Source organism: Bacillus sp. JK74 (genome assembly GCF_053663395.1).
In genome coordinates, this window is the sequence record NZ_JBSJQB010000005.1 from 45831 (window position 1) to 60556 (window position 14726).

General features: G+C 37.8%; 15 protein-coding genes and 3 pseudogenes. 8 read left to right on the forward strand and 10 right to left on the reverse strand.

Going from position 1 to position 14726, the window contains the following annotated elements; genetic code table 11:
• Positions 1-5: 5 nt before the first annotated feature.
• The gene (locus ACWJJ5_RS14725) at positions 6-143 is read right to left on the reverse strand and encodes a hypothetical protein (protein ID WP_228484100.1); all 138 of its coding nucleotides are present in this window, start codon (positions 141-143) and stop codon (positions 6-8) included.
• Between the two features lie 631 nt (positions 144-774).
• On the opposite strand from ACWJJ5_RS14725, the gene ACWJJ5_RS14730 reads away from it, so the two are divergent.
• Entirely contained in the window at positions 775-1149 is a 375-nt protein-coding gene (locus ACWJJ5_RS14730) for a YoqO family protein (RefSeq protein ID WP_167860223.1), read from the forward strand.
• Between the two features lie 233 nt (positions 1150-1382).
• Here ACWJJ5_RS14730 and ACWJJ5_RS14735 read toward each other — a convergent pair whose 3' ends face one another.
• A complete protein-coding gene (locus ACWJJ5_RS14735) occupies positions 1383-1835 on the reverse strand; it encodes a hypothetical protein (protein WP_167860224.1) in 453 nt (150 codons plus the stop codon).
• A gap of 343 nt (positions 1836-2178) precedes the next feature.
• Between ACWJJ5_RS14735 and ACWJJ5_RS14740 the strand changes: the two genes are divergently transcribed.
• The 3 genes and pseudogenes from ACWJJ5_RS14740 (at position 2179) to ACWJJ5_RS14750 (ending at position 4836) form a co-directional block, all read left to right on the forward strand.
• Positions 2179-3315 (forward strand): response regulator aspartate phosphatase, encoded by a 1137-nt coding sequence (locus ACWJJ5_RS14740; RefSeq protein WP_454022498.1) that lies wholly within the window; start codon positions 2179-2181, stop codon positions 3313-3315.
• Positions 3305-3487, forward strand: a complete 183-nt coding sequence (locus tag ACWJJ5_RS14745; protein ID WP_003153655.1) for a hypothetical protein — start codon at positions 3305-3307, stop codon at positions 3485-3487. Before ACWJJ5_RS14740 ends, ACWJJ5_RS14745 begins: the two co-directional genes overlap by 11 nt.
• Positions 3488-3812: 325 nt before the next feature.
• A pseudogene (locus ACWJJ5_RS14750) lies at positions 3813-4836 on the forward strand (hypothetical protein).
• Positions 4837-4895: 59 nt separating this feature from the next.
• On the opposite strand, the gene ACWJJ5_RS14755 reads toward ACWJJ5_RS14750, so the two are convergent.
• From ACWJJ5_RS14755 to ACWJJ5_RS14770, 4 genes are all read right to left on the reverse strand, one after another.
• Positions 4896-5255: a hypothetical protein gene (locus ACWJJ5_RS14755; protein WP_003153654.1), complete on the reverse strand. Its 360-nt coding sequence runs from the start codon at positions 5253-5255 to the stop codon at positions 4896-4898.
• 212 nt (positions 5256-5467) lie between these two features.
• Positions 5468-5926 carry an SMI1/KNR4 family protein gene (locus tag ACWJJ5_RS14760; RefSeq protein WP_166706177.1) on the reverse strand — a complete coding sequence of 153 codons (459 nt, stop codon included), beginning with the start codon at positions 5924-5926 and terminating at the stop codon, positions 5468-5470.
• Positions 5927-5941: 15 nt separating this feature from the next.
• Complete coding sequence (locus ACWJJ5_RS14765) at positions 5942-7741, reverse strand: T7SS effector LXG polymorphic toxin (RefSeq protein WP_454022499.1); 1800 nt, start codon at positions 7739-7741, stop codon at positions 5942-5944.
• Between the two features lie 36 nt (positions 7742-7777).
• Positions 7778-8212, reverse strand: coding sequence for an SMI1/KNR4 family protein (locus ACWJJ5_RS14770; protein ID WP_088412337.1), 435 nt, complete (start codon positions 8210-8212; stop codon positions 7778-7780).
• A 261-nt stretch (positions 8213-8473) separates the two neighbouring features.
• Between ACWJJ5_RS14770 and ACWJJ5_RS14775 the strand changes: the two genes are divergently transcribed.
• On the forward strand, positions 8474-9454 hold the full coding sequence (locus ACWJJ5_RS14775; RefSeq protein ID WP_003153650.1) for a thermonuclease family protein: 981 nt from the start codon (positions 8474-8476) through the stop codon (positions 9452-9454).
• A 128-nt stretch (positions 9455-9582) separates the two neighbouring features.
• On the opposite strand, the gene ACWJJ5_RS14780 is transcribed toward ACWJJ5_RS14775, so the two are convergent.
• On the reverse strand, positions 9583-9903 hold the full coding sequence (locus ACWJJ5_RS14780) for a hypothetical protein (protein WP_070081995.1): 321 nt from the start codon (positions 9901-9903) through the stop codon (positions 9583-9585).
• Positions 9904-9926: 23 nt separating this feature from the next.
• On the reverse strand, positions 9927-10490 hold the full coding sequence (locus ACWJJ5_RS14785) for a hypothetical protein (RefSeq protein ID WP_454022500.1): 564 nt from the start codon (positions 10488-10490) through the stop codon (positions 9927-9929).
• Between the two features lie 373 nt (positions 10491-10863).
• On the opposite strand from ACWJJ5_RS14785, the pseudogene ACWJJ5_RS14790 reads away from it, so the two are divergent.
• Positions 10864-12548 (forward strand): annotated as a pseudogene (locus ACWJJ5_RS14790) (recombinase family protein).
• A pseudogene (locus ACWJJ5_RS14795) lies at positions 12524-13144 on the forward strand (polysaccharide biosynthesis protein); the annotation flags it as partial. The pseudogenes ACWJJ5_RS14790 and ACWJJ5_RS14795, both read left to right, overlap by 25 nt.
• 40 nt (positions 13145-13184) lie before the next feature.
• On the opposite strand, the gene msrB reads toward ACWJJ5_RS14795, so the two are convergent.
• On the reverse strand, positions 13185-13619 hold the full coding sequence (gene msrB, locus ACWJJ5_RS14800; RefSeq protein WP_003153643.1) for a peptide-methionine (R)-S-oxide reductase MsrB: 435 nt from the start codon (positions 13617-13619) through the stop codon (positions 13185-13187).
• A 1-nt stretch (position 13620) separates the two neighbouring features.
• Positions 13621-14154, reverse strand: a complete 534-nt coding sequence (gene msrA, locus ACWJJ5_RS14805; RefSeq protein WP_003153641.1) for a peptide-methionine (S)-S-oxide reductase MsrA — start codon at positions 14152-14154, stop codon at positions 13621-13623.
• 128 nt (positions 14155-14282) lie between these two features.
• Here msrA and ACWJJ5_RS14810 point away from each other — a divergent pair, with 128 nt between their 5' ends.
• Complete coding sequence (locus tag ACWJJ5_RS14810; protein WP_003153639.1) at positions 14283-14708, forward strand: MarR family transcriptional regulator; 426 nt, start codon at positions 14283-14285, stop codon at positions 14706-14708.
• Positions 14709-14726: the final 18 nt, after the last annotated feature.

Genomic DNA, 14726 nt, shown 5'->3' on the forward strand with positions numbered 1-14726 from the left:
CAGGATTATTTTTTATCACATTGCAGCAGCTTTTGAGCCGCCTTTGTCTGTGATGTTAAAGCTGTCACTCCCGATTTTTTCTTTCGATCCTTATCTTCATAAATCGTTACATGGTCTTTTGTCATTAAAATTGCCACTGCCATCTTACATTCCTGCCTATCCTTAAAGTAAACAATTTTACATTCACCTAGAATGATCATTAGCTAATCCAGCTTAATAAGATGATCATCCCCCTGTAAGCAAATTTTAAGCAAATCCTAATGTTTAAACGACAGCAGCAGTTGAGTATTTGTCAAAGTTGATGGTAGACGTTGCTTTCAGTATCATTCCTAGTCTGAGTTATTCTTTCGCATTAACTCCTGCCCCAAAATCATAAAGCAAACCACTTCAGTAAAATTCCAATCTTGTCAATGGTGTTTCTCAAACCTAATTCTCCCTCTGAGTGTTTTAATGATATTACACTCAGACGTTACCCTGAAAATATTCATAAAACCATATTGTATTTAATTTTTCCTGAACTGCAAATAAATCAGAAAGCTTTCTTTCTGATACTTTGATATCGATTTTATATAAGGTATCAAACAATTGTTTGATAGCTCGTCTTACTGGTGCTTGCTATATCAAGATTCTTTCTTTTCATGCTGCTCTTTTCCTTGGCCTCAATTCATTAAAATTACGATTTTAATTTAACTTTAATGTGTATCATCTTGAGAAAATCCCCTTTAATTGGTAAGCTGACATCTAAGGCTATACTTATACAAAGCAGGTGATATATTGAACAAAATAATCGGAATGACCGGATTAATTATCTCCTTACTTGTGCAAGGGTTTTCAGCAAGTGATTCATTGACTCATAAGATCGCCATGGCTTGTCTATTTTTGTTCTTATTGGTTTATAATTTTAACCATACTAAGGAGTTCTCTAAAAAGTCTCTCGCTATTATAGGAGCTTCCTTTATTGTGCTGATGCTTGGAATTTATCAATTGCTCTTTTTTACTGAGGATTACTTTGAAAGGCACGGTTTGAATTTTGGGTTTATCCTCTTACTTGAAATTGTTTTAGTTATTGCATTAGTGACTGCTGCGCTGAGTTTAATTAAGCATATTGCAGACCGCTTAAGGAAAACACCTGATGGTAAAGAGCGTTGACTCTTTGCCTTTTTTTAGCTAACCACTTCTTTTTATGCCGTCTTTCTATGTACAAAATCAAACACAATATCGACTTTTGCCGGCTCTCTTCTGTCAAATGATGAATTGACTTCAGGCATTCCATCTTAACGGACTCTCCATCATTTTTTACCAGAATTTCTCAAAAAATTACCTTTTTTGACAATTTACAAAAGATCAAGCGCACTGCTCTTTTTGATAAGAGCTCTACATTTCTAATAGCAAGATTGGATATTGTTTGTTAATACACTCGGCCCCAACTTTTGCGTCTTAGAATTTGAAAGGCGTACTTGCACTTTAACATTTGTCATTTCAGCTGATATAGAATCAATCCTTCCAGCCCAATTAGGGCTCTCTTCCTCGGGAGTCGGATATAGTTTAAATCGCCAACTGATCTCCCCTGTTTTGAAGGCAAATCCTTCATAACCGTCGTAGCTTCCATAAGAAGATGGCTGAGGAAGGTGGACAGCAAGAATACTCATATTCGTTCTCGCAGCACTTGGCGGGTATAACTGCACTTTATAGATTAGGGCCGCACCCTTCGCATTTTTCAATTTTTGATTCACCGGTTCGAGTACTGCACTACAAGGCATTGGACTTGCTTTCATTTGAGTTGGAGAGACAATAACAGCAGCCAATAAAGGTATAACCAAGATAAATCGTTTCATCTAAATTCCCTCACATTTTTTTGTTAATTTCCCTTACTCCCGCCTTGAATATTCATCACTTTTGAATGGTTAGCTTCATTAAAAAGGCAGTACTGGAGCTACTAACGCTGCCGGTGAAGATGGAAAATCAGCATATGAATTAGCCGTTCAACAAGCGGAACATTAGATGAGTGGCTTGCCTCACTGAACGCAACAGCAAACTGATCATGTACCCTTCTCTAACGAGGGGGGTTCTATCGCATTCCACACCGAATTGAGAAATTAAGAAAAAACACCCTTCCCAAAATATTACATTATGATAAAATATTACATAATCAGACGAAATACTAGGAGGTTGATTTTTTTGGAGCAATTGATCTCTTCTTCAAAGGTTGGCTTAAAAATCAATGAATGGTACAAATATATAAGATTATTCAGTGTTGCAGATGCAGAAATTCTAAAGGGTGAAGTTGAACAAGAAATAGAGCATATGGAAGAAGATCAAGATTTATTGTTGTACTACTCGCTCATGTGTTTTCGACATCAATTAATGCTTGATTACCTTGAACCAAAAACCATGAATGAAGAACGACCTAAAATTTCAGACTTATCAGAAGAGATCGAAAGTAAACAAAGCGATCTAAAAGGAATTCTTGAATATTATTTTAACTTTTTTCATGGGATGTATGAATTTGAACAGTACGAATATCTTCAAGCAATAAGTTTTTACAACCGAGCTGAAAAGAAGATATCTATTGTCCCCGATGAAATAGAGCGAGCTGAATTTCACTATAAAGTTGCTGAAGTGTACTATCACATGAAGCAAACCCACATGTCTATGCATCATATTGTTCAAGCAATAGAAACCTACAAAGCACACGAGACATACTCAATAAGAGTAATCCAATGTTCATTCGTCATCGGTCTGAATTATTTAGACATGGAGTATCCAGAAAAAGCAATACCGCATTTCATGAATGCATTAAAACAAGCACAAGAAATTGATATGCCGCGGTTAATAGGTTCTTCTTTGTACAATCTCGGTTTATGCTCATTTACAACAGGACATATGGAGAAGGCATTGGAGTATTTTAAAGAAGGCGTCTCAATTTATCAAAGTAATTCTCTTCACAATTCTAGCCGACTGCTTGACATACTTCTAATGTTGGCAAAAACGCACTTTAAATTATTCAACACGGTTGATGGAAAACAGGTTTGTGAACAAGGTCTTATGCTGTCAAAGGAGTTGAACGATGACGTATTAGGAAAAATGTTTGATTTTCTTATGGGTTTATTCGTTGAGAATGACAAAGAACGACTTTTTAAAATCTTAGATTACTTAGAATCAAAAGCTATGCTTTCAGATGTGGAAGACCTAGCGACTGATGCAGCAATGTATTATAATGTAAATGAAGACCATAAAGTAGCTACAGCCTTTTATGAGAAAGTGCTTTATGCCCGAAAACAAATTCAGAGAGGGGATTGTCTTTATGAAATTTAAATTTGCATCGGCTTTTATCTTTTTGGTTATCTTACTTGGGCTTGTTGGACATTATCTTCTTGACGGCCACAAAGTTTTTAAAGAAGCCCGAAGAGGCCACACAGCCAGTATCCATATCGCGCTTGATCACCATAATGACTTCTCAGCGGAACGCCGAGGGCAAACCGCATAAATGTTTTGGCACTCCCGCATAGGGGGTGTTTTTTTATGATCTGTGTTCACCTGTAGAGCTCTATGCAATGCTGTCCTTCATAGTAAAACAGGTAAGCCTTATTCATAGCTGCAACCAAAAAAAGCACAAATAAATAGTATTGCTCTAATCTTGTGTGGCAATCATACAAAAACACAAAAGGAACCGACCTAAACAGTAATGGAGGCGCACTTGTCACACCTGCAGATATCGACCCTCATCAAAAACTGTCTGCTCCTAATCATTTACTTTGCAGATTTATTCTGCAAGTGTCTTTTTATTTTATATAAAAGATAAGGAGTGTTATATGAAAAAGTCTTATGTTTTATATGGGATTTCAGGAGTTCTAATTGGTGCAATAGTTATATTGTTGATCAATGCATTCTTTATAAATAAAGGTGAACACTCTGTAAGTACTTCTAAAATTAATCCAACCGAGGATAAAATCTTTTTTATCTATTCAAATCCACTCATCAAGAAAAGCGTACTCATATCCACATCCCAAGGAGAAAAATTCAATAAACGATACTTTAAGGTACCGGATATACCATATATCCAGAAAAAACCCCCTCTTCAGACGATATCGTCTTGTTAGCTGAACATGAACCATATTATTACACATTAAAAAACAACACCATTAAAGAACATAAATTATCCAATCCATTTGCTTTTTGGTATCAAGGAGAAGATATTTCCGTAAAAGCCTATAATGTCGACACCAATGGAAATGAACTGAAAGTAAATGATAAAAAGTTCAATAAAAAATATAGCCTGACTTTGCCTACCCTCGTAACCATGGGAGGAAGCGATGATAACGATAAGTATATTTACGTCATTCAAGGAATGTCTTTGTACGTCATTGATAGAAAAACAGAAGAGATTATTAAAACGATTGGATTAGCTTCCTATGGAGATGTATTTGATCACTCTGAAAAATATGTTGTGGCTAGCTCAGAACATGAACTAACTGTAATCAAAAAAGGATCATGGAAATCAAAATTCATAAAATATCCTGATGATCTCGAACAAGCGGACGCTGTGTATTACGACAAAAAAAGCGGTAAATTTTACGTTGCATATATTAACAAATCCGGATACGCCTGCTTACTTGAGTACGATAAAGATTTTTCTTTTGAAAAATTCGATTTAAAATTTCCGTATATGAATGCAAAGTTTAAAGATCAAAAACTTTATGTGATTTCACAAGAGGAAAACAAAAAAGGCATTGGCGGCTATATGGGGATTTTTGATATCCGTACTAAAAAGAAATTTAATGAATTTGATTTGCCTAAAAAGAAACAAAAGTGCAGGACTTTATGGTTTTAGATTAAACATAAAGAATGAGTTGCAAAGCAAAAGCCCCTTCCTGAATAGGGGCTTTAATTTTAAATTAAATAGATGTTTTATACGCGTTAATGGCTTGATTTCTCAAAAGCATATTATCTCTCGTCACCATTCCAAGATTGTATGCTTGTTTGATGATATCCAGCACTTGATTATCAGTTTCAGTTACAGCTCGTCCCCCAGTTATTCTGGACTTCCAGTAATCAAACTGGTGATTTAATTCCGAACTGCTTTTAAGGTTTTTATTATCAACTACTTTGCCATTCTCCAGCGCTTCTTTGAATTCATTAAAACCAATTGAACATTGCTGATTCGAACTAATTCCTGCACCTTCTGTCGCTAAACTGCAAAACGCTAAAAACTTCGGATCTTTCGTGATATTGTAAGAGTTATTTAGACCTTCCATAGCATTCACCCTCTCTCAAATTTTGACGGGGTGTGACCAACACCATGCTCTTTTTATTTTATGCATTTCTTATTAAAAAGATACACTATAACCAGTTTGTATTTTACAGTTTGATTATAACAGATCAAATGAAACCATTGGAATGATTTACAAAAAATTTGTTTATTGGATAAAAACGTTTTTTATAGATTACACAAGTGTAATCCTTCGACTTAATCGTCCCAGTCTTCATCATCGATCCAGTCGTCTTTCGCTTCTTCAAGCTCTTCTATTAAAAACTCTAGGAATGTGCTACCAACTTGTTTACCATATCCCTCTTGGTTATCCCAAAGGATGACAGGGCATTCTCCTTCTTTCATCTTGTTAGTGTCAAGGCAATAAGAAAATTCATCAACATATTCGATAACTACGAGACCATCGGAAAGGTTATAATACTTTTTATATTCATTGGTCTGCTCGACAACTTCAGCACCGTGAGAGTCATAACCGAGTATCATAGTCCCGTATGCTCCCCCTGAACCATACTCAGTCAAAAACCATTTATAGCTGCCTGGAAGGGTTACATTGAGATCCTCTTCTATTTCTTTAATCTGATCTTCAGTAACACCTCCTGTGAGAATTGAATTTTCTTTATTTTCATTGAAGAAAGTTTTCACTTTTGAATAATCCATTAAACCTTCACCTCATTATTTTTGGTTCTCAAATTGCTGAGCTCTCCATCTCCAATACTTTCTTCTGAAACTTTTATATTGTTTATCAAGTACTGGGTCATTTCTAAAACTCTGTCCATTCCCTTTCAAACCATGTAAAACATCACTGTACTTATTATGCCAGCTTTCAGGTATCTCCAGCATAGTACCAGGCTCTTCTTGAATTAAGTGATGTAAATTTATTTGCGTGCCATCTTTAGCAAACGGAGCATTACCATTTTTCATCAGTTGAAGATTCGTAAAGCCTTTACGATTTTTTTGATTAAGGTCAATATCTTTCATTGTGTATACTCTACGGCTTACATCTCTAGGCTCTCCTTTAACTTTTACCTTGCCGTCTATTTCATAGGCCTCATACTTCTCTTTATTTAACCAAGGGACATTTACTTTCTGACCAGTAAATGGCTTTCTGCTTTCATCCAATTTCTTTGCACTGGACAAAAGTTCATTTTTAAGGTTTTGGCTGTCAACCACATTGTATGGTACGTCACCCGACAGAGCAAGATCATACTTAGAGTTATAAGGAAGCAAATCTGCAACCTTAACGTCTTTAATTTTCTTCCCTGCCTGTCCTGCTTTGTTTATGACCTTCCCCGCCGCATCTGCTTTGTTAACGGCTCCTGCGCCTTTCGTTCCGACGACAGCCACAGCTGCTGAACCAATTGCATATGACACCCATCTTGATCTGGAGTAAGCATCTCCGTTCACCATATCTTTTTGATACGATTCCTCGATTGCTGCTGAAACAGCATCATATGTTTTAACTGGATGAAGTACTGCGTTTCCCAGTGCTGACAAGGTTTCTCCCGGATCGGTTATGAAGTCCCATAGACCGGTTACCGTGTCTTTCCCGACATCATAAAGACCGACACCAGCCCCTTTTAAAATATCCCAAGTCACTTCTCCGGCTTCTTCCCTCTGTTTTGCTTGTTCAAGCTGCATCACATATTCCACCTGAGCGTGTTCAAGGCTTTCATAGCCGATCTTCTTCGCAATTTCCAAATATTCATCCGGATCAGTTACAACGTCAGCGAGCTTTTTCTTCAGATTCTTGATTTCCTGCTCTTTCGCCTCTTTCTTCTTAACCGTCAAATAAGCATCTGAATGTCTTGCAATCTCGCCTTTTTTCTTATGTATATCGCTTTCCTTGTACGCCTTGGCGTTATAGTGAAGCGGAGTGGCGTTTTTTCCTTTGCCTGTGGCATTTTGAAGCTGTTGAAAATCAGCTTGAATGAAATGTTCATTTGCCTCGGTTTCTGCATATTCTTTCGTTAGATCATGATCAAGCTTGCCGAGCTTATGTATGGCCTCATCCCGTTTTTTATCTGCTGAATCCAGCTTTTGATCGACATCTTCTGTCGAGAAAACTTCTAGTTGAATGATATCACTGATTTCATCAAGGATACCTTTCATTTCATTGCGCTGCTCCTGCATGATGGCTTGTGATTTATTCTTCGCATGAATCAGCTCATGTTCTAAAAATGACTCTTCCACAAACGAATCGGTCAATCCGGCATCAGCTACTTTTCCTGAAATGCTGTTAAGAAAAGCAATCTTCATATCGATCAAATCAAGCCAGCTGTCTGTGACACTAGCGTGATCTTGGAAAAAAGCTTTAATGTTGTCAGCGCCTTTGCCTGAAAACTCATTGTCATCTAAGTCAGCCATTTCCTGAAAAGCTTTCCTGAGATTGATAAATTGTTCTCTAATCTGATCGTATTCTTTCGCCCGCTTTTCCGCCGCTGAAATGAACGAGGCTGCTTCAAATACTTTCATAGCTGTCTCCTTCCCACTTGATTTTATCTAAACTTTCTATTCTGAAACATATTTATAATACTCTTGAGTTTTCGGGCTCACTTCCCAGTATTTTGTTCCATTTGAAGACACTAACATGTCAAACCATACCTCAAAGTTAGAGTCTAAATATACCGTATCTTCAATGTCATCAATTGAATCTAGATACAACATATACTCTAATCCCTTATTTGATTTGTTTGTGTCAATAACATACCTGCCATCATAGTGGTATCCAATTAGGACATAGCCTTTAGGGAAGTCTTGAACTTCATTAAATTCAATTATCCCTTCTGTGCTAAGAAGCTCAATACCATTAAACATTTCCATTCCGTTGTGATTGAATAGGAACTCTTTATAATCATTAGGCAAAGTTATCCCAAGCTTTTTTTCTAAACTGCTAACTTCATGAGGACTGGCCGGATCTCTGAATTGAAAAGCAGCGTCTTCCATGACATGCCCCCCATGTTGGAACATAGGAAAAGTTCCGTATTTAGAAACAGCATCCTTTATTCCATTAAGAGTCATGTGAATTAACTTCCCTTCTTCCATATAAATTCCCTCCTCTAATGTTTAGACCACTAAATTTTACCTCAAAACTGTATTTGAGTGTCTTAAAATGCCAAAATGGAATTTACAATCTTTGGTTTTATATTTATAATTAGGAAGGTTTGTCCGATATAGAGACAGAACAAACAAATTGGGGGAATTACATTGAAGAAATGGCTGTTAGGTATTTGCGCATTATCTTTAAGCTTTTCTTTGGCCGCGTGCGGGTCTGATTCTGATTCTTCAGATAAAACAGATTCAGACAAAGCTAAAACAACGCAGCAAGAAGAAAAGGATGTAAAAGAGACAAAGGCAGACACTCAATCAAATGACAAAAGTACTAATGACAACAATGAAAAAGCCGAAAATGCTTCAAAGAAGGATTCGTCGGATAAAAAGGCGTCTGACAAAAAGAAAAGGCTGGTCGATGTAACACTTAACAGAACAGTTGATGGGAATACGATTAAAGTAAACTATAAAGGCGAAGTCAAAACGGTTCGTTATTTACTTGTTGACACGCCTAAAACTAAGAAGCCAAACTCTTGCGTACAACCATATGGTGAGGAGGCTTCAGCAAGAAACAAACAGCTGGTTAACAAGGGAAAACTTCAACTGGAGTTTGATAAAGGAGATCGTACAGACAAGTATGGCAGAATGCTGGCTTACGTTTATGCAGATGGCAAATCAGTACAAGAAACACTGCTTAAAGAAGGATTAGCACGAGTAGCTTATGTATATGAGCCAAACACGAAGTATTTAGACACGTATAAGAAAGATGAGCAAGCTGCGAAAGATAAAGACTTGAAGATTTGGAGTAAGAATGGGTATGTGACTGATAAAGGATTTAATGGCTGCGCAACGAAACCGAAGAAATCAGTAAGTGTATCTAAGCCGGCTCAAAAGTCAGTTACAACACACCAATCCGAGACACATAAATCGAACCCCAGCAATTCAAATTCAAGCAGTTCAGCATCAAGCAGCTCTTCTAACTCTGCACAAGCCTCCCCTTCTGCTGGAGGAACAGAACACTTTGCAAACTGCACAGAGCTGAGAAAGAAATACCCGCATGGCGTACCAAGCACTCACCCTGCTTATACATCTAAGATGGATCGCGATAATGACAACTTTGCATGTGAGAAGAATTGATAATTTTAGAAGTCCTCTGAGGCTTCTTTTTTTATTTGGATACATTCAAAAAAACCACAGAGCGTGTGAAGGACTCTGTAGTCTATAGTGGCTGATTAAACCCCTATGATACATCAATTAGGATTTTATCAAAACTTTTCTTTTAAAGATAACATCATCTCTGTCTCAAATAATGCCTGCAGCAGTTCATCTATATTAATTTCGTTCTGCTTGTAATTATTCTTTTCATAAGTACGAATAATTTCTTCATATTCTGATCGATTATCTCCTTTAATGGAGCTAATTCCAAGCTCTTCACCATATCGGGTAATGAATAATTGCTTACTCATTTCTTTCGCTTTATCATTTTCATAATTACAAAATGCACCTGACAACTGGACGAGAAAAGTTTCGTCTTCAGAATTTAGGTTATTTTCGTTACACCAGTCTACAAAACGATTTCCAGTCATGGTATCACCTTTAATTTTAGTATTTAAAGAACAAGATAATCTGCAGCAAGGATGATATATTCTACCGCCATGCCAATTGTTTCAGCAACTCCTGCGCCAACTGCACCTTTAATAGCTGGTGGAATTTGTTTTCTTGCCATAGCAGCAACCTCTTTAGGAGCTCCGGTTATACCTTCGAGAACCTTACAAATTTTGTTTGTGTTTTTAATAATCTTGTTTACCGTGGACTTTCCGAACATTGTACCTAAAATGTCTTTTGCCCAAGCATTATTCGCTAGTCCTCTAATAACCTTAATCGCTTCTTTAGCTGCGGCGCTTTTAGCTCCCATAGTACTCATTTGATCTTGTGAGTTACCATTTTCGAGACCTTTTAATTCTTCAGCCGCATTTAAAATGCCTTTTTCTTTAACTGACGGGACTGAGTATTCTTTAGCAAGTTTTTGAAGCTCGGTTGGATTATAAGTAAATTGCACATCCTGTTTAGAAGTACTCGCTTTTTTCACTTCCGAGGCCGAAGCTCCAACAGTTGGGATGGCTATAACGGCTGCAAGCAACATAAAGAGAATTTTAGCAAATAGACTTTTCAATTTGAACTCTCATTTATCCCTAATTTTATTGTTTAACACATTGAACACCATACCATAAAACATTTATATTTTTTCCTGTTTTTATTATATTCGTTTAAAAAAGGTAAGGCAGTCCTACGTTTGAAACCGTTCAAAAATCACTGCGGTGATCAAATATTCATTCACAATTTAAGATATATTTACTACACAAAAAAGGCTGTTTTTGAGACAGTCTTAGATGTTTTTAATCTATATATCCGTTAGAATAGATCAAGATTCAAACAATACAATCCTTACAATATATTACGTTATTTTCGTATTCAATGTCAGACAGAATATTGTACGAATACTTCTGTTTTTACAGTAAATACAATAAAGAGGAGGTGCTGATTTTTTGGAGTTAAAAAACATCGTTCATTCTTACAACATTACAAATATTTTGGGTTATCTTAGACGCTCTCGTCAGGATATGGAGCGGGAAAAAAGAACAGGCGAAGATACGCTAACAGAACAAAATGAACTCATGAATAAAATACTGAAGCCGATTGAAATCCCCTATGAATTAAAAATGGAAATCGGGTCAGGAGAAAGCATTGAGGGTCGCCCTGTTTTTAAAGAATGTCTTAAAGACCTCGAGGAAGGCAAGTACCAGGCAATTGCTGTTAAAGAAATAACAAGACTCAGCCGCGGGAGCTACAGTGATGCGGGACAAATTGTTAACCTTCTTCAAAGCAAGCGATTGATTATCATTACACCATATAAAGTTTATGACCCTCGAAATCCTGCAGACATGCGTCAGATTCGTTTTGAATTGTTTATGGCCAGAGAAGAATTTGAAATGACCAGAGAGCGTATGACAGGCGCTAAATACACATATGCGGCACAAGGGAAATGGATTTCCGGACTAGCGCCTTATGGATACCGGTTAAACAAAAAAACATCCAAACTAGTCCCAGTCGAAGAAGAAGCAAAAGTCGTTCAATTCATCTTTAACATCTTTTTAAATGGGTTGAATGGAAAAGATTATAGTTATACAGCGATTGCTTCTCACTTAACAAAATTACAAATACCGACTCCATCAGGAAAAAAGCGCTGGAATCAATACACAATTAAAGCAATTCTGCAAAACGAAGCGTATATCGGAACTGTTAAATATAAGGTTAGGGAAAAAACAAAAGACGGTAAACGAACAATTAGACCTGAAAAGGAACAAATTGTAGTATCGGATGCACACGCCCCTATAATAGATCAAGAACAATTTCAACAATCACAAGAGAAAATTGCAAACAAAGTTCCCTTGCTGCCTAATAAAAACGCATTGGAATTAAGTGAATTGGCAGGCGTATGCACTTGTTCTAAGTGCGGTGAACCATTATCTAAATACGAAACTAGGCGAACGCGAGAAAACAAAAACGGCACGGAAAGTGTGTATCACGTTAAATCACTCACTTGCAAAAAGAATAAATGCACTTATGTGAGATATAACGATGTTGAAAATGCCATTCTGGATTACCTCTCTTCTTTAAGCAACTTAGATAATAAGACTTTAACAAAACATATCATTTCGATGATTTCTAAATACGAAGACGTAAATAGTAATATGAAAACAAAGAAGCAAATGTCTGAACATCTTTCACAAAAAGAACAAGAGTTAAAAAACAAAGAGAATTTTATCTTCGAGAAATATGAAAGCGGCATTTACACTGATGAACTTTTTTTGAAAAGAAAAGCTGTTTTAGATGAAGAATTTAAAGAACTCCAGATTGCCAAGCATGAGCTCGATGGAACTCAAGAAGTACAATCAGAAATAGACAGTAATACAGTCAGAAACAACATAAATAAGATAATTGATCAATACCACATTGAAACAAGCACAGAGAAAAAGAACTCACTATTAAGAATGGTCTTCAAAGATGTTATCGTTACGATGACACAAAAAAGAAAAGGACCAATTCCGGCTCAGTTTGAAATCACCCCTATCCTGAGGTTTAATTTTTCGCTTTCGATCTCACCGCCACTGATAGTTCCTCAAAATGCAGTAAATATCTTAAAAAACCGATAAAGCCGTTTCCCCGGTAAACACAATGGGTGCTACGAAGCTGTTGTCCGAGAAGCTGTTTCATCAGGCAAATCATCATGTTCAAAACCGCGGTACGGTGTTTTGTTCGGTCCGCTTCGGCAATGTGCTCGGTTCACGCGGTTCCGTTATTCCTATTTTATTTGAGCAGTTGATGGCAGGCGGTCCGCTCACCATTACGGATAAAAACATGACGAGGTTTTTTATGTCGATCGATGACGCCGCAACGCTCACTCTGCAATCTGCGGCGATTACAAAGGGCGGAGAAACGTTTATTTTTAAAATGGAGTCCCTGAGGCTTGAAGAACTGCTTCACGGGTTTGAAGAATATGCGTTCCGGCACGGACTGCCGCGGCCAGCCGCTGTTGAAGTGGGAAAACGCCCCGGTGAGAAGCTTCATGAAGAACTGACCTCTCCTCATGAGACGGAATCTTTATATGAATGGGGCAATCTTTACGCGATATTGCCGGATCCCGCCAAACATCCGGAATTTCGGAAGGTCAATCTCCCCAGATATCAATCCGATCAGGCGCCGCTCATCACAAAAGACACAATCGTAAAAATTATTGAACGATTACATGAAGAAAAAAAAACATAGAAAAAAGGCCTGTCTGATAGGCAGGCCTTATTGCTGAGCTCTATTTTTCAAATAAATGCAGGCAGGATTCATAGCCCTCTTCCTTCAGCTTGTCTTTCGGAATAAACCGGAGTGCCGCAGAGTTAATGCAATAACGGAGACCGCTTGGCCCCGGGCCGTCATTAAATACGTGGCCTAAGTGGGAGTCCGCTGTTTTGCTTCTCACTTCCGTCCGGATCATCCCGTGGCTTGTGTCCAGTTTTTCGTCAACCTCTTCTTCCTCAATCGGTTTTGTAAAGCTGGGCCAGCCGCAATGAGAATCGAATTTATCCAGAGATGTAAACAAGGGCTTTCCTGATACGATATCAACATACAGCCCCTCTTCTTTGTGATCCCAGAATTCATTTTGAAACGGCGGCTCCGTTCCGTTATTTTGCGTGACTTCATATTGCATGCGGTTTAATGATTTGATTTTTTCTTCTTTATTAAAAGCCATCTTATCTGTCCCTCCAATGCTCATCCAGAAAGCCTTGACGTCCGGAACCTACACGGTAGCGCCCGTAGTGATCAGGATTTTTCTTATAAAAGTGCTGATGATAGCCTTCCGCTTCATAAAAAGGCTCAGCCTTTAAAATGTCTGTGACGATCGGCTTTTTAAATATGCCGCTTTCTTCAAGCTGTTTTTTTGAGGCTTCAGCGATTTGTTTTTGCTCATCATTATGGTAATATATCGCCGCCCGATATGAACTTCCGCGGTCTGCAAACTGGCCGCCTGCATCAGTCGGGTCGATCTGCTGCCAAAACAGCTCGACAAGCTTTTCATACGGATAAATGTCAGGTTGAAATGTGATTTGAACGGCTTCTCTGTGTCCGGTCGTTTCACTGCACACTTCTTCATAAGTCGGATTCTCAGTATGACCTCCTGTATAGCCGGACACCACCTTTTCAATCCCGGGCTGTTCGTCAAACGGCTTCACCATGCACCAAAAACAGCCGCCTGCAAATGTGGCGATTTCTTTTTTTTCTGACATACGGGTGCCCTCCTTTGTTCATACGTGGTATTATTATATTATAGCATGTATAAACAGAATAAAAATAATTCTGCTCTCAGGGGAAGCTGAACGAATGCCACGCTGACTACATATTGGAGGTTCATGATTTGAAAGTAAGGACACAAATGATGTATGATATGGAAGCTTTGCTTCGAAAAGTGTTTAAACAAATCAGAAATGAAGTTAATGAAATTCTAGATAAAGAGCTGTCCAGGAACGAATTCACCATTTTGCGGATTCTCAGTGAACAAGGGCCTAAAAAAGTAACGGAATTTGCCCCCATTCTTGAGGTCTCCGCAAGCCACATTACCGCAGTGACCGACGCTTTAGTAGAAAAGGAATGGATCACCCGCATCCGTTCTAAAGAGGACAGGCGAATTATCAGAATCCATATTACGGAAGCCGGGGAGAAAATTGTCGATCATTTCAACCAGAAAAAAACAGAATACTTTTTTAAACGGTTTGACTGCTACTCTGATGAAGAGCTTGCAACGTTAATCAAACTGTTCAGCAAGCTAGACAAAAAACGCTGACACAAAAAAACACAAATC